We start from the raw sequence: 17,348 nt of genomic DNA, 5'->3' as shown, positions 1-17,348 counted from the left end.
GGGAAATATATGAATGCAATTATCTACTGCCGAGTCAGCACTACGAAAGAAACGCAGGAAACATCGCTCGTAAGACAAGAAGAGGAACTTACAAAACTTGCAAATGAAAAAAGTTTAGAAATTGTTAAGGTTATTAGAGAACAAGCTAGCGGCTATGATTTAGAGCGGGAAGGAATTCTCGAACTTCTGTCATTAATAAAAGGACATCAAGCTGATGTCCTTTTAATACAGGATGAAACGAGGCTGGGGCGAGGCAATGCGAAGATCGCCATTCTACATTGCATTTTAAAAGAAGGAATAAAATTATTCAGCATTTCTCACAGCGGGGAATTGCAGCTTTCTGAATCTGACTCTATGGTTTTGAATATTGTCGGCATGGTAGAGGAATATCAAAGAAAACTTCATAACATTAAGATTAAACGCGGGATGAAAAGAGCTGTTAAAAATGGTTATAGGCCTGAAAAAAATTTGTCCAATTTGGGGGTCCATTCTGGGAGGGAACGTATAGAAGTTCCGATTGAAGAGATAGTTAGACTTCGCAAGAATGATTTAACTTTTTCGGAAATTGCTGCAACCCTTAGAGGATTTGGTTATGATATTTCAAAAGCAACTGTACACAGGAGGTATAAGGAATATATGGATTCTGAGCTTATAGAGTGAACTTCTTGTCAAAAGGAGTCATTTTTAGTATTATGGCAGTTGAGTTTAATGATAAATATAAAGGAGCCTAACTATGCTGCCTAAAGAAAAGCTTGATCGAATCAATATGTTAGCTAAGAAAGCGAAAGAAACAGGTCTAACTGAACAAGAAGCAAAGGAGCAATCTACCCTTCGCAGGGAGTATTTAGAGACGTTTCGTTCTTCAATGTTTAATACATTAAAAAGTGTAACAATCGTTGATCCAAATGGCAATGATGTCACACCGAAAAAGCTTAAAGAAGTTCAAAAAAAGAATCTTCATTAATCGGAGGAATACATTAGATTTGTATTCCTTCTTTACATAGGGGCTTATAAAAGTGACAAGATATAAATAAATCAGCTTTTTTACTTGGTTTTGATACAATTTATTGAATATAGATGAAGCTGTCTATATTATTATAAGAGTAATGATTACTCGTTGGGAGGATGTTTTTAATGTTTGATCAAAATGATGCTCTATCTATAAACTCCATTCGTACTTTATCAATTGATGCGATTGAAAAGGCGAATTCCGGGCACCCAGGCATGCCGATGGGAGCTGCACCAATGGCTTATACCCTTTGGACTCGGTATATGAATCATAATCCGAAAAATCCAAACTGGTTCAATCGTGACCGTTTTGTGCTATCAGCTGGACACGGCTCTATGCTTTTATATAGTCTTCTTCACCTTTCTGGTTATGATGTATCAATGGAAGATATTAAAGGCTTTAGACAATGGGGAAGTAAAACTCCAGGCCATCCTGAGTTCGGTCATACACCTGGTGTAGATGCAACTACAGGTCCTCTTGGCCAAGGAATTGCCATGTCTGTTGGTATGGCGATGGCTGAAAGACATTTGGCTGCAATTTATAACAAAGACAATATGAATATTGTTGATCATTATACATACAGTATTTGCGGAGATGGTGATCTAATGGAAGGTGTTTCCGCTGAAGCAGCTTCTCTCGCAGGGCATTTAAGACTTGGGCGTTTAGTTGTCCTTTATGATTCTAACGATATCTCACTTGATGGGGACTTAGACAAATCATTCTCAGAAAGTGTTGCTCAACGTTTCACTTCATATGGCTGGCAATATATAAAAGTGGAAGATGGAAATGACCTTTCTGAAATTGCAAAAGCAATCGAAGAAGCGAAGCAAGATGAAAACCGTCCTACACTTATTGAAGTGAAGACAGTAATCGGGTTCGGTTCCCCAAATAAATCTGGTAAATCAGATGTTCATGGTGCTCCACTTGGTGCTGATGAGTTGAAATTAACGAAAGAAGCTTATAAATGGACTTTTGAGGAAGATTTCCATATTCCTGAAGACGTTTATGCGCATTTTAGAAAACAAGTGTTGGAGCAAGGGGAAAAGAAAGAGCAAGAATGGAATGACATGTTTGCTCAATATAAAAATCAGTACCCCGAATTAGGTGCACAGCTTGACCAAGCTATTAAAGGGGAGCTTCCTGAGGGATGGGATAGAGATATTCCTGTCTATGAAGAAGGAAAAAGCCTTGCTAGTCGTGCTTCATCAGGAGAAGCTTTGAATGGTATTTCTAAGAACTTGCCTTCATTTATTGGTGGATCTGCAGACCTTGCAGGATCAAACAAAACGATGATTAAAGGGCAAAAGGACTTTACTCCAGACTCATTTGATGGAAAAAATATTTGGTTTGGTGTACGTGAATTTGCGATGGGTGCTGCCCTAAATGGAATGGCTTTACATGGTGGACTTAATGTATTTGGAGGAACTTTCTTCGTATTCTCTGATTATCTTCGTCCAGCAATACGTCTAGCTGCCTTAATGAAGCTACCTGTCACTTATGTATTTACTCACGATAGTATTGCAGTTGGTGAAGATGGGCCTACACATGAACCAATCGAACAATTAGCTGCATTACGTGCCATGCCTAATTTATCTGTTATTCGACCAGCAGATGGGAATGAAACGGCTGCTGCATGGAAACTAGCAGTTGAATCAACAGATAAACCAACGGCATTAGTATTGACACGACAAGACCTGCCAACATTAAAAGGAACAAATAGCAATGCTTATGATGGTGTTTCTAAAGGTGGATATGTTGTTTCGCCAGCTGGCAAAGAGAAAGCCGATGTACTATTACTTGCTGCAGGTTCAGAAGTGAGTTTGGCTGTTGAAGCACAAAAAGCTTTAGCACTTGAAGATATTTATGCTTCCGTTGTAAGTATGCCTGCTTGGGATCGTTTCGAAGCTCAGTCTAAAGAGTATAAAGAAAGTGTCATTCCGAAAGATGTAAAGAAGAGATTAGCGATTGAAATGGGTTCTTCTCTAGGTTGGCATCGATATGCAGGCGATGAAGGCGATGTACTTGCCATCGATCAATTTGGCGCATCTGCACCTGGTGAAAAAGTAATGGAGGAGTATGGCTTCTCTGTTAGTAATGTCGTTTCCCGTGTGAAAACATTATTACAAAATTAACAGAAGAAAAAGAAGAGCGATACATGCTCTTCTTTTTTTATACAACATTCCATTAACGATAGTGTGAATAATACACTTTCGACAAAACAAGAGGAAATTTTCGCCATCAACAGACAGAATGTTTTGTGAATATTCATTATAATAGGAAGAAAGGGGGTTGTCCCGGAAGGAGAGGTTTGGATGAGAGCCTATCATTTGTATTTAATTGAAGAGGAGTTTGCTTCCCATTACTTTGGCAGGGAAAAGATGTTTTTTCAGTTATTTCAGGAGTACGAGGAATCATCCGGTGCATTGAAGTCGATCTTAGCTAAGCAGATTCAATATATTACAAAACCGATACCGGGATTAAAACTTCATCAATACGTCAATCAACAATTATATAGAAAGAATGATTTTCTCGTAAAAAAAGGTGCATACTATATAAAAATGGGAAAAAGAAGCAATGCGAAACTTGAAGTCAATGATCAATCCTTAGTATTAGAAGCAAGCGGAAACTATGATGCCGAAACCATTTTTTTTGAAGTGTTAAGGAAAAGTGAGTCTTCTTTTCTGGCAATTGACCTTGAACATCACCGCTATGGTTGGCTAAAACCAATCAAAGAAAGAAAATTCGTCTAAAAAAAGAAGAAAATATGAAGCAAATATTGTATAATAACCTTTGGTTTAGTACACTGTATGGTAGACAACACGAAGGAGGAAGTTTTATATGTGGACTTATATTCTAGTCGGTGTTCTAGCTCTTCTTGCTGGAATAGCACTAGGATTTTTCATTGCTCGAAAGTATATGATGAGCTATTTAAAGAAAAATCCGCCAATCAATGAACAAATGTTAAAAATGATGATGATGCAAATGGGCCAAAAGCCTTCACAAAAGAAAATCAATCAAATGATGAACGCCATGAACAAGCAAACAAAATAATGGTGGACAAGCAAATCATTGATAAATAAGGGTTTGACGTTTGATTGATAGCCAATAAGATACTGGGATTTTCCTTAAAGGGAACGTGGAAAGGTTAAACCTTCCCCTTAAATTTCACTTCAAATTGGTTAATTTTTCTTAGTTGCAACCAAAACCACTTTTTCTGGGTGAATGATTAACCTAGAAAGGGTGGTTTTTTTGTTGTTATTAGAAGATGTATTGGAAGAATATCTTTATCATTGCCAAGCGAAAGGATTCACAAAAAAGACAATGATTAACAAACGGCAAGAACTAAAGCAGTTAAAAGAGTATTTAATTGTTAAACGAGGAATTGTTGATTTAGAAAATATCACTCCACATGATTTAGAGGCTTATATGAGATTAAAACAAAAAGATAAATTACAACCTCAATCTATAGTTACGATGTTCAAATTAATTCGTACATTCTTTCTTGGTGTGTAAAAGAAGAATATCTAAAAGAGAATATTACTAAAAAGGTTGAACTACCAAAGGTATCTAAGAAAGTACTAAAAGGATTCACTCAAAAAGAAGTACAAGCCATGATAGACGCTTTTTCCTTCAAGGGATACATAGAAGCCAGAAATAAAGCCAATGATTGCTATGATGGCTGATTGTGGGCTTAGAGCGATGGAGATCGGAGGATTACTATCTGAGAATGTTAAAGAAACAACAATTCTAGTAAATGGGAAAGGGGGGAAAGAACGTATAGTTTTTATTTCACCAGCTTTAAAACGTATTTTAATAAAGTTTGAAAGACTTAAAAAACAAAATTTTATAAATAAATATACGGCAAGTTATTATTTTCTCACCTATCTGGGATCTGATTTATCACATAACGCACTGGATGATGAGATTAAATTAGCAGGCAAAAGGACTTGTATAGAAGGTAAGAGGGTATCTCCACATACTTTCAGGCATTTTTATGCGGTTCAGTGTCTATTAAGTGGAATAGATTTGTATTCATTATCTCGTTTAAATAATAGACTTTCGGAGTTATCTAAATTAGCTTCTTACTACTATTCTGCTAAAGAAGTGACTGAATTTGCACGAGTTGTTTTAATGCAGTCTAAGAACGTTGATATGGATTCTGAGAGCATTTCTAGGATCAGCGTAGAGTCATTTAAGCAGCTAATAGCTAAAGTTAAAGCTAATAAGAACATTCGCAATCCATTCGCCTTTATACGGGTATTTTAAAGTGTAAATTAAAGTCTCAACAAGTAAATGATCTGTTTATGAGTGTATTTGAAGGTTAGTGTCCCAGACAAGTACACTATAAATAAAAAAGACAGCCAATTACTCGCTGTCCTCTTCCGTTATGTAAAATAAATCATTTAGAACAGGTTACATGTTTGAAAGAGAAATTGCAATAAGAATAACAAACCTTAAGTGGGTGGGCAAATATTACATAGCATACATAAGGCTTAATTGCTGACTTAATAACAAAGGAATACAAAAGAAAAAGTCTTCATCAAGTCGAGCTAGGACTAGAAGAAGGCAACAACGATAATACGACTTTAGACAATTAAAACTTGAATAGGGAAGCTAACAAAGTTCCCTTTCAAGTGTCATTAGATCACACACTCAAAAAATTATGCAATCACTTAGAAAATATTCTGATTTATTATTCCTTGTCTTTGTTGCTTGTTACATCATTGTAAGACTATCTTCAGACTATACATCTAAGTTACTCATAACAGCAAATATATTACTAGCCATAACAACAGTTATAACAATCACTACAATGATCATTAGTCGAAAGCAGCATAACAGTTAGTTCATAATATCGCTGGACTATCTGAGCCTTCTTTTTTATTAAATGTTATAACATCCACTAATAAATGGATTGTTATAACTTACATAACAAAAATAAAATAAATTCATATACTTAATATTTTAATTTTTGCATAACAAAATTCAAAATAAATCACTGGCTTATGAAAGGAGTTAATTAAAATGAAACTATGGACATTAACAAATGAATATGCGGAAGTAATCACTGATACTGGAATTGTTTAAGCACCCATTGAATATCTGGGAGAAAAGAAAATTATTACTCTAGACAACAAATGTTACTTTATTAATAAATTAGTTAAAATAAATTAATAACAGTAATATCGAAGGGAGGAACTACGATGATTAACCTAAGAAAAACAATCAACCTACTTAAGAAAATAGACCTTCCAAAGCCATATTTCATTAATCTATCTAAGCGTGAAATCCTATAATTCAATCTATTACAAATAACAAAATACCACTGGATTTTAAATCTAAGAATGGAGAATCAGAACATGAACAAATGTACAGTATCAACTTAAATTCATATTGAGAGAAAAGAATGAGAAGAGAGGAAACAGAACAATAAGACAAAGATTCCCTCTTTGTTCATAAACTTAATTATTCCTTTCATGAATAAAGAAGACCAAGAGAAAATAGCATTATATTAAGCAATGTCAGATGAATGTTATTTTGTGGTTAGTGAAGTAATGATGATAGCTGCAGAGCAAAGATCTAAACAAGGATAAGCATATAACAGTAAGCCCAAAATATCGCCAGTGAATAGATATACAAAATTCATTGTTTTGCACAATGGACAAAATAAATTAATAAATAAATATTAATATTTGAGGTTGTGTGTGAATATATTTAGAGATAAAATAATGAACTTCTGTTTGGGTCATACAGGATAAACAAGATGGAAAAGAGCAGCTAAGAGGATGGGACAAATGGGTAAAATGAATATACTTTTAGGTTTAATGTTAGTTCTAATGGTAGTTTACCTGTATTATAGAATGGTAATTGATTCGAATTTCAATACTGAATCACCGGAAGACTATATAACACATGAATATGTCATAGTAGACAAGACTAGCGAGGGCTACACTGGAGAGTCAGTGGACAATGATAATGTAATATTCTTTACTCATGATAAATTACAACCTGATCAGATTATTAATGTAGGAGACAATGTAATTTGTTATTTTAAAGAATCGAGCAAGGTGGATGGATTAATTAAAATTGATAAGGTTGAGTAAAAAATACATATTACAGGTCGAGTGAAACATGCCTTATTTTTTTAAATTTTATACATTAAATAAATTAGTAAAAAAATCTATCATTTATTAAAAAGTCCTCTTCCTACCACAGAAGAGGACAACCGCAACCCAAGGTCAAGAGTGTTCTTATTGGAACATCGACATTTGATTTGTTGATTAGTATATCACAAAAGCTATATAACAGTGAATAATTATTATCATTGTTTAATAGATAAATAAATTATAATGTGGAGTCAATTAAATGACTATTAAGCAACTGGAAGCTAGTTTAACATATTCAAATGAATTAATTTTAGTAGAAAGTCGAACAATGAGGGATCAACATGTGTACAGGGATGAAATGCTTAAAAAGGTAAAAGAAGTAGCTTTTTTAACAGATGATTTTGAGGTAACTATTCAAATTGCAGCAAGTTATTATGAAGTACCATTTTAAACAATCAAGTCAGTGATAAAACGTCAAAGAGATGAATTTAATGAGTATGGTGAAATCAGAATACTAAAAGGTAAGGTTTTAAAGGACTTTAAAGGTCAGGTGCAGCTTGAACCTGAGTTAAAAACAGCTCCATCTTTGACACTTGTTAATAGGAGAGGTCTCTTAAGACTAGGAATGCTCCTAACCGAATCAGAAGTAGCTAAAACAGTAAGAAATTATTTGCTTAATATTGAGGAAGTTTCCGACAAAGAGCAAAGACTTTGGGCAGTAGAACGAGAAATCAGTAAACGTGAAAGAAGAAGGTTAACTGATGCAATCAAACTCTATGAAGGAAAATCAATAAAAGGACATGAATACGTTACTTTCACTAACTTAGTTTACAAAGTATTATTTGATTGTAACGTAACCCAGTTATGAAATTTATATGATCTCGATAAAAATGATCCACTTCGAGATTCGTTTACATTAGAGGATTTGAGAAAGGTTGTTGAAGTTGAAACTGTAATGGCTTCTTTTATTAAAGTTGGACATAATTATGATGAAATTAAAGAAATTCTAATGTCACGTAAAGACACTTTTCAATAATTAATAAAATAAATTATAACTAATGATTTGTATGGTGGTTTCTTCGGGAATCACCAGTTATACATAATAAAAATGTTGTTTTACCTTAATGATTAAATAGTGAAGAGGAGTTAAATGGATGAAGAGTAATAACAATTTGTACAAGCCTGTTGTCCCTAAATGGGTAGCTGAAATTCTCGATGAACAAAAGAAACAAAATGTGTTTGCTGCACATGGGAGAATGAAAGAGTGGGATGAATGGAAACGTAAGTATTCAAGAAAATTAAAATATGCGAGGATAAATGGTTGGATTGTTGAAAAAGGATGACGAACAGTATTAAAAAGTATTAAGTATAAAAGTGACTTTTTAATTGGAAATGGAGGATCATGATGAAATACATAGGAAAAGGATTTGAATATTTTACTCATGATGGTAATAAAAGAGTAGCAACATGTAGGAAAATTGAGTTTCATCAAGGATTAGGAAAACCAATATTTATAGGTGTTTCACCATATGGGAACGTTGTAAGGTTGACGAGAAATGAGATTCATAGGTTCATTTAAAATACACATTTTAAGTTGTTTTAAGGGGAATAAAAAAGGGAGTATATGATGAAAGTATATTTAGTTGAAATAAATAATTATGAATCTTTTGAGGATTACAGAGCTTGGATTGAAAAAGCATTTACTACTTACAGGGCAGCGTCACAATGGCTTATCGAAGATGGATTTGAAGTATATCCTTTATATAATTACAAAGGTGAATGGGAATTAGATTTTTACTGGCAAGAAAGCAATGAGTATATGGCTGATTGTAGAGGGGCAGGAATTATTGAAATTGAATTATATGAGCAAACATCATAAACCCAGTTTTTTATTTACCGAAAAAGGGTTAGTAGTAGGTGGATTCCAAACCAGTAAATGATAAGAGAGAAAGAACGTGAATTACACGGTATTAAACTTAAATAAAACAGGTATTTCATTAATATTAAGTAATAAAAATGTAAAAAGCTTGTCATCATAATACCCTTGATGCTGGAAGTCTTTAAATATAAACTTTATCTATTATTAAGGAGTGATAAAGTTGAAAAATATTACTGCAAACCAACTAGCATTTAAGAAGAGTTTATCGAATATTGAACAAATGACACTGAAAAATATTATGTTTAATTTTATTGGTAGACCAGATAATGGGGTAGATGATGTTCTTCCACTTGAGTATACGCAAACTGTCTTTGCAAAGATGGAATCACCACTGGATTCAAATTTTTTGATCGATAATAATGCAACCTTCAGATTTGTAACCCTAACACAAGAGAATCAGATAGTTATAGGATTCTTAGATTACAATTTCGAATTAAATTTTAGAATATTATCTCTTGAAGAGCGTTTGTAAGTAATAAGCACTTTTATAAGTGCTTTTCAATTAATAAAAAATATCACATAAAAAGAATATTTTATAAGAGGTGAATTTAGTACATAAGCTATTAAAGTTGCCAGACAAAACAGGGAGATCAATAAATATTGATCACATTGATGGAAATAAATTAAATAACCAAAAATCAAATTTAAGAATTTGCAGTCATGCTGATAATGCAAAGAATCGAAAACCCAATAGAAAACAATTAGACAAGCAACCTAGGTCAGAATATAAAGGTGTTTGGTGGAATAAGAAAATGAATATGTGGAAAGTGCAAATAAAGTCAGACTCTACAAGATATCATATAGGTTGTTTTACAAAAGAAATAGCAGCAGCTAATGCATATAATTATTACGCTAAAGAATTACATGATGAGTTTTGTAAATTAAATGATGCAGTATATATGTCTAAAAATGAATGGGAAAAATATAAGGCAGGAAATAATATGACATCTGATTATTTGGGAGTCAGTTTTAGTAGGCATGAAAATAAATGGCTTTCTCAAATATGTCACAACTATAATCGAGAAGTACTTGGAAAGTTTGATTCAGAAATAGAAGCAGCAAGGGCATATAATAAAAGAGCGATTGAACTAAAAGGAACGAAAGCAAGATTGAATAAATTAGCATAAAAATCTGATTTTAATGGAGAAGGTACAATAAAATTTTAATCGCACTTAATATCAGTTATTTATAAACTGATTTCGGTATTTTAATAAATGGATATCCATCAGTGTATGATTGAAATTCATTTTCTTGATACACCAAGTAAATTCCGTCTTTAGCAAACGAGAATTGAGTGTTTTTATTAACTGTAACGTCACCTAATTTAGAAACAGATTTGGAAAACGGTTCATGCTTACTCAAATAGTCAAATGCATACTTTTGAACTTTTTTATAATTACAAGAAGTTTTAAGAATATCATGTATTTTATAATGTTTGCCTGTCATGAGATCAAAATTGTACATTGTTGCAGAACCTTTACCTTTTGATCCACCAGTATATGCGTAGTCATAATAAATGATACTAAGTTTTCCATTTGAATTATATTTAACTTCATAATGAGAGTTATACGAATATCTACATTTATTATTAGTTTTTTTACAAAGTTTTTTTCTTGGAATGTCCTTTTCAGATTTCTTTAATTTGATGTAATTATCATATGATTTTTCAGCTGCTCCCTTTAATGTGGAATTAATTTTACTGGCTGCTTTTATATTAATACCGGAAACTTGAGGATACAATAATAAACTATTTCCTTCATATGCGTGTCTTGTAAATTTTGGTACAGGTGTTGTTGCATTTGTTTTGTGATTATAAGATGGTATTAGGAAAAGTGTGAGGGTAACCACAAAAGTCATTGTTATTTTTAACAATTGACGATATTGCATTTATATTCCTCCCCTGTAATTATTTACACTTTTATTATAACTCTAAAAATTTCAAAATAAATAAAACGTTTTAATAAGATATCCATTTGATTATATTTTTTAATGGCAATAAATAAGATTATAGAAAGTTTCTGGAAAACATTTGAAATTAAAGGACTTATTAAAAACAGATCGAATTAAACAGTAAACCAAAACTTTACACATCAAATATCTGTAAGGAGGAGGAATTGGTGAATAAAATAATGTTTATCGTTCTTTTATCATTATTATTGTTTGTTTCTGGCTGTGAAAGTAAGGAGGGGTTAGATATTAATTCAAGTTTAATGGCTACAGATAAAACTCTACCTACCTCATTCGATCAAATGTCTACTATTGATAAAAAGTCCAATAGCAAGTTTCTAGTTATGAGAGTTAAGAATAATGAAGACTACCAAGAAATGTGGGATACGTTTCAAATTAAAAAAGACTTGATGGAAATTGATCTGGAAAAAAAGGATGTAATTTTTTTAGGGCTATATGAATCAAGTAGTTGTCCCTATTCTATTAAAGAATTAACTACTTCAGAAAAATCAAAAATGACAATAGTTTTTTCAGATATGGAAGCAAACTGTACAGCAGATGAAAGTCCGCGTAGCTTTGTAATAGCTATAGATAAAACCTTTTCAAATAATATAGCGGAGGTTGCACTTGTACAAGGTAAACAAGAGATTGTGCTACCTATAAAAGGAAAATAATCATATAGCAAGCAATAAGATGTATATCAAACATTAATAAAAAATACAAAATATTACATTTATGTTAAAATAATAGAATATACTGTAAAATTTTGGATTATCATGTTATTGTTACCTTGTGAAAATACTATATTAGGAGGTAACGATTTGAAGAAAGTATGGGTTTTGTCACTCGTAAGTACTTTGATTTTAGGGTTGAGTGGACTGAATGTTTTTGCTGATAGTGAGAATAATAGTAAAAACAACTCAAATGCTTTGAATCAAGAGAAAGACTCGAAAAATGTATCTACTGAAGTGGATGCATCGGATTATGTTTTAGAGATAACTAATGAAATTGAAAAAGTTTATGGATCTCTGGAAAATTTCGAGAAAATTGGCGGTCTTTATTTTGATGAGGATGGCTTTGTACATCTAGGATTCTCTCAATCTTCTGCAAAACTTAAATCTGACACAAACTCAAAAGCTGTTCAAAGTATTACTGAATTAGTAAATGATAGTATTATTACAGACAGTACAGTTGAATACTCTACATGGGAATTGGATAATATCAAAGAAAAAGTATTAACTGATATTAAGAGTGCTTATACACCAGAAGAATACAATGAACTTTCTTTTAATATCGCTGCATCTTTTCCTAACCAAAAAGTTATATTAGAGCATAACAGCTTAGATAAAGAACTAGTAAATGAATTGAAAAACTCATATGGTAATGTCTTTGAAGAAAAACTTACTGATACAACATCAGAAGTGGCAAAAGGTAGAGAAGAAGATTGGAATCAATTAGGTGCTGGATTAGGTATTAAAAATATCAATGGCGGTACTTGTTCAACTGCAGGTATGGCAAGTAAAAATGGTAACTACTTTATTCTGACAGCTGCACACTGCTTTGCTGGTTCAACTTCTTCAACAGGCGGAGACTTAATTAGACAATATAATACTAACGTTGGTCGTCAACATGCTATTGGTAGTGGAAGTTCACTAGATGTTGGACTAGTGAGAGTCACTGGAACTTATCTAACAGGTGGTAGATATGCTACTAATAAAATCAAGCGTTGGTCATCTACTGATGTTTTCGATGGATCTTTTAAGAACTGGACAACAATGTATGATGGTGTACAAATATGTAAAACAGGAAAGACCACTAACACTACTTGTGGAACGGTTGTAAATGCAAACACAACTGTTAAATATACTGGATATCCAACATTTAATGTTTCAGAAATTAAAGGAACAGATTACGTTAAAAAAGGTGACAGTGGTGGAGCTGCATTCTTCCAAACAGGAAATGATCTATATCTAAGTGGTATAGTTTCAGGACTAAAAGAATCAAATGGTAGCATTGTTGGTGGCTACGTTACACAATATAGAGATATTCAAGCATTATACTCAATTACACTCTACACCTCAGATACGAATTATAAAATAGTAAATTAGTAAAATATTGATTTATGTAGTATTAGTAAATGGAGAGCTTGTTTAGACAAGCTCTTTAAAAACAATATTATTAATTAAATAAATTAATACTTTAAATTAAATAAAAGATTGATTTTTCGAATTATGCACTATGATACATGCCTGAGAAAGAGTGCTTTGTTAAATTTAACATGGAGTGATTTTATAGAACATGAAGAGTATATTGAAATTAAAGCTATAGATAAGGGAAATGAGGAAAGAAATTTAAGAATTTCTAAAGAGTTTTATGATGAGTTACTACAAATTAAATCTGAATCTAAAGATGGTAAAGTCTTTAATATAAGTGAAACTTCAATTCAAGACATGATGAATTATCTAAAATCACAAATGCAATTTGAGGATAAAAGAAACGTGGTTTTTCATTCAATTCGTAAGTGTGGGGTAACTTTTCAATTTCGTTTAAGTAATGACATTATGCAGGCTAAAAAGGCAGCAGGGCATAGTAATTTAAACAATACTTCACATGAAGAGTTGCTTAGAGGAAATGAAAGTTTAAATAAAGATCAGAGGCTTTTATTAAATATTAAATTAAATGAAATCATTGGGTGAAAATAATATAAATATATTTACACTTTATTGACTATAGTCTAAATTATTTATAGATAATAAAATAAATTATCGGAGGTTTATCGACTTGAAAGATAAAGCAGAATTAATTGAAAATTTATCTAGTAATATCCAAGAAATTAAAAGAAAACGTAATATTGTTAATGATATTAAATTAGAGTTAGCTCAAAAGCATGATATTTTAGCTGGAGATATACAAGAATGGATAAATAGCCCAAAGGAAAAACTTCAAGAATTAGATATTAGAGAACTGTATTTATTCACTGAACAAGTGTATTTAAAGACTGGCGATTTGATTATTAACCCTAAATCTTATTTCACTGATGTAGAAATTAGAGAGTCTAGAATATATGATGCTTCAATAAAAAGACCACACTTTGATTTTCCAATAACGTTTGAAAATGCTACTATTGTTGGTAATGGAGCACACTCTATTCCAATTGATATCAAAATGATTGATATGATGTTAAATAATCAATTGTTACACTACGATCCAGAATTGCAAAGAGAAATGACTGTTATTACAGATAAAAAAGGGATACGTTATGAACCTACAGTGATTAAGAAGAATGTAGACGAAATTGCTGAGCATATGATAAACGGAACTCTTGTTCCAACGACTTTAGTTTGGAACGCTGCGTTAGGTTCGTCTGATTCAGGTGAAGAGTTAGTATTTGACAACAAAACTAATACCTTAACTATTACTGAAAATACTAAGGTTGCCATTGTAGATGGTTTTCACCGACACAAAGGATTACAAAAGGCACTTCGTCAACGACCAGATTTAGATTTTAATTTTGTATTAATAATTACAAATTACAGTAAATCTATGGCTCAACAGTATCAATATCAGCTTGCACAAGCCACTCCTATTTCTAAAAACAGACAAACTCAATTGAAGAATGCGAGATATAGTGATGGAATAGTTACAAGATTAATGCAAGAGAGTGATTTAAAAGATAGAATTTCCCAAAATACACAGCTCAAAACTACAGCAAATCAACTTGTAAGCTATAATGTTTTGGCTGATAGCATAGACAGTTATATGAATATTATTTCAAAAAGAGATGCAAAAAAAGTTGGGGATTTTCTCATAGAGTTTTTTGATGAACTTATTGGAGCATTTCCAGAAGAATTTATTTTTAATACAATTGAATATAGAAATAAAAGCTTAATCAATCATAACAATTTATTTGTTGGTTATGTAGTTTTAGCAAATAAAATGATGGTTAATCAAATCCCTGTTGAAAAATTAACAGAAATAATTAAGAGTATAGACTTTTCAAAAGATAATTCATTTTGGAAAGAGCTAGGGATTTTAAATGATAAAGGAAATATTGAAGATACTAGTAAAGTAAGAAAAATTATTGCAAAATATTTCAGTGAGTTAAATATTGAAGAGTAGGTGTTTAAGGTATGAACAAGATGTACAATGAAGATATTAAATGGAGATTCTTAAAAGAAAAATATGATTCAAAAGAAACAAGAAAAGTTATTAAGTATATATTCTTTTACGCATATTTAAATGAGTTGCCTTTAGGGAAAGATTTGTATGACTTTAGTTTGGATCAAATAGGAAGCGTTATTGCTAACTCAAACCCTAAAAGCCTCAATGTAGCAAAGACAAGAGGAAGTTTTATCTCTCAATATATTTCATGGGCTATTTCTCCAGATGTAAACTTGAGAAGAGATAACCTTAATCCTTTACAAAATATTGATGAATCTTGGTATGCTCAATTTGTAGATACAAGTTTAAAACAATTTATTTCTAAAACAGAATTAGATGAAATGGTGAGTCAATTAGTTAATTATCAAGATAAGATCATTCCTGTGTTATTATTTAATGGTGTATATGGAACAGAAAGCTCGGAAATAAGAAACTTAAAATTAACTGATATTCAAGAAGATGGCACAACTAGGTTATATGATGATGTTAAAGGTGAAAGATATATCAAGTTGGATGAAAATGTTATAGAATTGCTTCATAAAGCAAATTTTGAAGAAGAATATATGAATAAGAATGGTATGGCTGAAGGAAGGAGTCCGAATTCACACTTAGTTAATAGTGAATTTATAGTAAAGAGTCTAAAGCGTGGTGCAGCAAAAGAAGGACATAGAATAGGTCAGAGTAGTATAATATCTAGAATAAATATAATAAAAGAGTACATTGGTTGGTTAGACTTAACTCCAAAAAGTATATGGAGATCCGGAATGTTGTACATGGCTAGTCAATTAATGCAAGGTAGAAATGAATTAATTAAAGAGGACTTTGATAAAATAGGGGAACACTTTAATTTGTCTAAAATAAACAATAATGGCTATGAAAGTTATAATAGGGCATATATGAGCGGATTTATTAATGAAGAGAACATAAATAAACTGTATAAATAATCTTTAACCTAGCCCTAATATTGGGGTTAAGGCTATACATAATTACTAAAATAAATTATAGATCATTAAAACGTTATGGGGGATGGAATTTATAAAGTAATTATTTCCATTTATTCATTTTCGATAAGGCTTCAATGCATTCGACAAATCTAGACAAAAGGAAAAACCCTCCAATTATGAAGGGTTTACTAATTTATAAATTATTCTCGTCAATAACATCAAACCAATCGTCTTTCTCTTTTTCAACTTCACATTTTTTATAAACAAATATTTTAATCTAACTTAATTACTTGATCTCCCATTACTCTGTAAAGACCAATTTTTTTATATCCTCAACTATATTAAATAAGCCTTCTTCCTCTAATTTAGGGAATAGCTTATCAGGTTGATTAATGCAAAAAGATAACATCTCATCCTTCTTCAACCCAGTTATTCTAATATCATCAAGTTGCTTAAAATGATCCTTGTCGGCAAAGACGCCTATAGCAATCTCATAACTGGTCATGCATGTATCATTACCCTCTAAATCAATTTCTTCTGACTTTAAATACCAAAAATCATAATATACATTATTCATTAATATCCCCTTAATCCTTTTTCAGTTAGTGAGACATCATTAATTTTCTTACCGCTTGGGCTTGGAGTTGTGACCACCATTCCCTCAGTTTTCATTTCTAAAACTGCTTTAATAATGTGTTCCTTACTTATCTTAGTATGTGCATTAATTTGATTAACTGATTTACCTTTACCCTTTTCTATTAAATAATTTCTAATAGTTTGTTTGGTTTTATCCAATTTAGCACTCTCCTTATAAAAGTTATTATTTATTCTGCTTCTTCCCTCCAATAAATGAGTAAGTGCAGTATTTTTAAATGCACTTTGAACCTTAATTAATTCATAATAATCCAACTCAATTTTAACTTTCTTTTTGTTGTTGATGTCTTCTTTAGTAAAAGTACCAATAATTTTATTTATCTTCTCATCTAAACTAATATAATCATCCTCGTTCATTAGGGATTCTATGCTAATTTCTTGACGACTTGCGTTAGGATGTTTTGTAAGATACTTATCATATTGATATACATCAAATATAAAATATCCCCTACTATCACATGAAAAACAGCGACCTTCTTGGAAATTTACATAGTTAGAAATATATCCATCTCCATTACATTTTTGATAAGTTACTTTGAACATCCCTTATCACTCCATAAAATTAAACTTTCATTCTCATTCTGCTT

At 31.6% G+C, this 17,348-nt stretch carries 22 protein-coding genes; 19 read left to right on the top strand and 3 right to left on the bottom strand.

All coding sequences use genetic code 11. The features are described 5' to 3' along the window. Positions 1-9: 9 nt before the first annotated feature. The 14 genes from FI644_RS24055 to FI644_RS24000 all read left to right on the top strand — a co-directional run bounded on the left by FI644_RS24055 (position 10) and on the right by FI644_RS24000 (position 10,182). A complete protein-coding gene (locus tag FI644_RS24055) occupies positions 10-660 on the top strand; it encodes a YneB family resolvase-like protein (RefSeq protein WP_056684327.1) in 651 nt (216 codons plus the stop codon). A 73-nt stretch (positions 661-733) separates the two neighbouring features. Then, on the top strand, positions 734-964 hold the full coding sequence (locus FI644_RS24050; RefSeq protein ID WP_053475767.1) for a DUF896 domain-containing protein: 231 nt from the start codon (positions 734-736) through the stop codon (positions 962-964). 170 nt (positions 965-1,134) lie between these two features. Next, the gene (gene tkt / locus FI644_RS24045; protein WP_142108896.1) at positions 1,135-3,141 is read left to right on the top strand and encodes a transketolase; all 2,007 of its coding nucleotides are present in this window, start codon (positions 1,135-1,137) and stop codon (positions 3,139-3,141) included. 180 nt (positions 3,142-3,321) lie between these two features. Beyond that, a complete protein-coding gene (gene sirA, locus FI644_RS24040) occupies positions 3,322-3,759 on the top strand; it encodes a sporulation inhibitor of replication protein SirA (RefSeq protein WP_053475769.1) in 438 nt (145 codons plus the stop codon). A gap of 88 nt (positions 3,760-3,847) precedes the next feature. Further along, positions 3,848-4,060, top strand: coding sequence for a YneF family protein (locus FI644_RS24035; RefSeq protein WP_053475770.1), 213 nt, complete (start codon positions 3,848-3,850; stop codon positions 4,058-4,060). 201 nt (positions 4,061-4,261) lie between these two features. Beyond that, on the top strand, positions 4,262-4,522 hold the full coding sequence (locus FI644_RS27030) for a phage integrase SAM-like domain-containing protein (protein WP_056684330.1): 261 nt from the start codon (positions 4,262-4,264) through the stop codon (positions 4,520-4,522). Between the two features lie 150 nt (positions 4,523-4,672). Beyond that, positions 4,673-5,275 (top strand): tyrosine-type recombinase/integrase, encoded by a 603-nt coding sequence (locus FI644_RS27025; RefSeq protein WP_053475772.1) that lies wholly within the window; start codon positions 4,673-4,675, stop codon positions 5,273-5,275. Between the two features lie 1,529 nt (positions 5,276-6,804). Next, positions 6,805-7,113, top strand: coding sequence for a hypothetical protein (locus tag FI644_RS24025; protein ID WP_053475773.1), 309 nt, complete (start codon positions 6,805-6,807; stop codon positions 7,111-7,113). A gap of 262 nt (positions 7,114-7,375) precedes the next feature. Continuing rightward, positions 7,376-7,567, top strand: coding sequence for a hypothetical protein (locus tag FI644_RS27020; RefSeq protein ID WP_231690054.1), 192 nt, complete (start codon positions 7,376-7,378; stop codon positions 7,565-7,567). A gap of 12 nt (positions 7,568-7,579) precedes the next feature. After that, positions 7,580-7,984 carry a hypothetical protein gene (locus FI644_RS27015; RefSeq protein WP_231690055.1) on the top strand — a complete coding sequence of 135 codons (405 nt, stop codon included), beginning with the start codon at positions 7,580-7,582 and terminating at the stop codon, positions 7,982-7,984. 286 nt (positions 7,985-8,270) lie between these two features. Then, positions 8,271-8,459, top strand: a complete 189-nt coding sequence (locus FI644_RS24015) for a hypothetical protein (RefSeq protein WP_053475774.1) — start codon at positions 8,271-8,273, stop codon at positions 8,457-8,459. A gap of 281 nt (positions 8,460-8,740) precedes the next feature. After that, a complete protein-coding gene (locus tag FI644_RS24010; protein ID WP_156319104.1) occupies positions 8,741-8,995 on the top strand; it encodes a hypothetical protein in 255 nt (84 codons plus the stop codon). Positions 8,996-9,215: 220 nt separating this feature from the next. Continuing rightward, entirely contained in the window at positions 9,216-9,527 is a 312-nt protein-coding gene (locus tag FI644_RS24005; RefSeq protein ID WP_053475776.1) for a hypothetical protein, read from the top strand. 97 nt (positions 9,528-9,624) lie between these two features. Continuing rightward, complete coding sequence (locus tag FI644_RS24000; protein ID WP_181758150.1) at positions 9,625-10,182, top strand: HNH endonuclease; 558 nt, start codon at positions 9,625-9,627, stop codon at positions 10,180-10,182. Between the two features lie 55 nt (positions 10,183-10,237). Here the strand turns inward: FI644_RS24000 and FI644_RS23995 are convergent, their stop codons facing one another. Continuing rightward, positions 10,238-10,942 (bottom strand): DUF4163 domain-containing protein, encoded by a 705-nt coding sequence (locus FI644_RS23995; RefSeq protein ID WP_053475778.1) that lies wholly within the window; start codon positions 10,940-10,942, stop codon positions 10,238-10,240. Positions 10,943-11,172: 230 nt separating this feature from the next. Between FI644_RS23995 and FI644_RS23990 the strand changes: the two genes are divergently transcribed. From FI644_RS23990 to FI644_RS23970, 5 genes are all read left to right on the top strand, one after another. Then, positions 11,173-11,676, top strand: coding sequence for a hypothetical protein (locus tag FI644_RS23990; protein WP_053475779.1), 504 nt, complete (start codon positions 11,173-11,175; stop codon positions 11,674-11,676). A gap of 147 nt (positions 11,677-11,823) precedes the next feature. Next, on the top strand, positions 11,824-13,110 hold the full coding sequence (locus tag FI644_RS23985) for a S1 family peptidase (RefSeq protein ID WP_181758149.1): 1,287 nt from the start codon (positions 11,824-11,826) through the stop codon (positions 13,108-13,110). Positions 13,111-13,266: 156 nt separating this feature from the next. Next, the gene (locus FI644_RS23980; RefSeq protein WP_246066979.1) at positions 13,267-13,698 is read left to right on the top strand and encodes a site-specific integrase; all 432 of its coding nucleotides are present in this window, start codon (positions 13,267-13,269) and stop codon (positions 13,696-13,698) included. 85 nt (positions 13,699-13,783) lie between these two features. Then, positions 13,784-15,121 carry a DNA sulfur modification protein DndB gene (locus tag FI644_RS23975; RefSeq protein WP_142108892.1) on the top strand — a complete coding sequence of 446 codons (1,338 nt, stop codon included), beginning with the start codon at positions 13,784-13,786 and terminating at the stop codon, positions 15,119-15,121. Positions 15,122-15,132: 11 nt separating this feature from the next. Beyond that, the gene (locus FI644_RS23970; protein WP_056684351.1) at positions 15,133-16,107 is read left to right on the top strand and encodes a phage lytic cycle repressor MrpR family protein; all 975 of its coding nucleotides are present in this window, start codon (positions 15,133-15,135) and stop codon (positions 16,105-16,107) included. Positions 16,108-16,408: 301 nt separating this feature from the next. On the opposite strand, the gene FI644_RS23965 is transcribed toward FI644_RS23970, so the two are convergent. Together FI644_RS23965 and FI644_RS23960 are read right to left on the bottom strand one after the other, a co-directional pair. Further along, positions 16,409-16,684 carry a hypothetical protein gene (locus tag FI644_RS23965; protein ID WP_056684353.1) on the bottom strand — a complete coding sequence of 92 codons (276 nt, stop codon included), beginning with the start codon at positions 16,682-16,684 and terminating at the stop codon, positions 16,409-16,411. Continuing rightward, entirely contained in the window at positions 16,684-17,304 is a 621-nt protein-coding gene (locus FI644_RS23960) for a hypothetical protein (protein WP_142108891.1), read from the bottom strand. The genes FI644_RS23965 and FI644_RS23960 overlap by 1 nt, the downstream gene beginning before the upstream one ends. Positions 17,305-17,348: the final 44 nt, after the last annotated feature.

It is taken from the genome of Cytobacillus solani, from assembly GCF_006704205.1.
In the GTDB taxonomy this organism is placed as follows: Bacteria; Bacillota; Bacilli; order Bacillales; family Cytobacillaceae; genus Cytobacillus; species Cytobacillus solani.
The sequence above is the reverse complement of the archived record's forward strand: the minus strand, read 5'-3'. Positions and strand labels throughout refer to the sequence as shown.

Coding starts and splice junctions, on each gene's coding strand:
- FI644_RS24015 (WP_053475774.1), top strand. CDS start 8,271: ATGAAGAGTAATAACAATTTGTACAAGCCTGTTGTCCCTAAATGGGTA.
- FI644_RS27020 (WP_231690054.1), top strand. CDS start 7,376: ATGACTATTAAGCAACTGGAAGCTAGTTTAACATATTCAAATGAATTA.
- FI644_RS23995 (WP_053475778.1), bottom strand. CDS start 10,942: ATGCAATATCGTCAATTGTTAAAAATAACAATGACTTTTGTGGTTACC.
- FI644_RS24055 (WP_056684327.1), top strand. CDS start 10: ATGAATGCAATTATCTACTGCCGAGTCAGCACTACGAAAGAAACGCAG.
- FI644_RS27025 (WP_053475772.1), top strand. CDS start 4,673: ATGATTGCTATGATGGCTGATTGTGGGCTTAGAGCGATGGAGATCGGA.
- FI644_RS23965 (WP_056684353.1), bottom strand. CDS start 16,684: ATGAATAATGTATATTATGATTTTTGGTATTTAAAGTCAGAAGAAATT.
- FI644_RS24035 (WP_053475770.1), top strand. CDS start 3,848: ATGTGGACTTATATTCTAGTCGGTGTTCTAGCTCTTCTTGCTGGAATA.
- FI644_RS23960 (WP_142108891.1), bottom strand. CDS start 17,304: ATGTTCAAAGTAACTTATCAAAAATGTAATGGAGATGGATATATTTCT.
- sirA (WP_053475769.1), top strand. CDS start 3,322: ATGAGAGCCTATCATTTGTATTTAATTGAAGAGGAGTTTGCTTCCCAT.
- FI644_RS24010 (WP_156319104.1), top strand. CDS start 8,741: ATGATGAAAGTATATTTAGTTGAAATAAATAATTATGAATCTTTTGAG.
- FI644_RS24025 (WP_053475773.1), top strand. CDS start 6,805: ATGGGTAAAATGAATATACTTTTAGGTTTAATGTTAGTTCTAATGGTA.
- tkt (WP_142108896.1), top strand. CDS start 1,135: ATGTTTGATCAAAATGATGCTCTATCTATAAACTCCATTCGTACTTTA.
- FI644_RS24050 (WP_053475767.1), top strand. CDS start 734: ATGCTGCCTAAAGAAAAGCTTGATCGAATCAATATGTTAGCTAAGAAA.
- FI644_RS23970 (WP_056684351.1), top strand. CDS start 15,133: ATGAACAAGATGTACAATGAAGATATTAAATGGAGATTCTTAAAAGAA.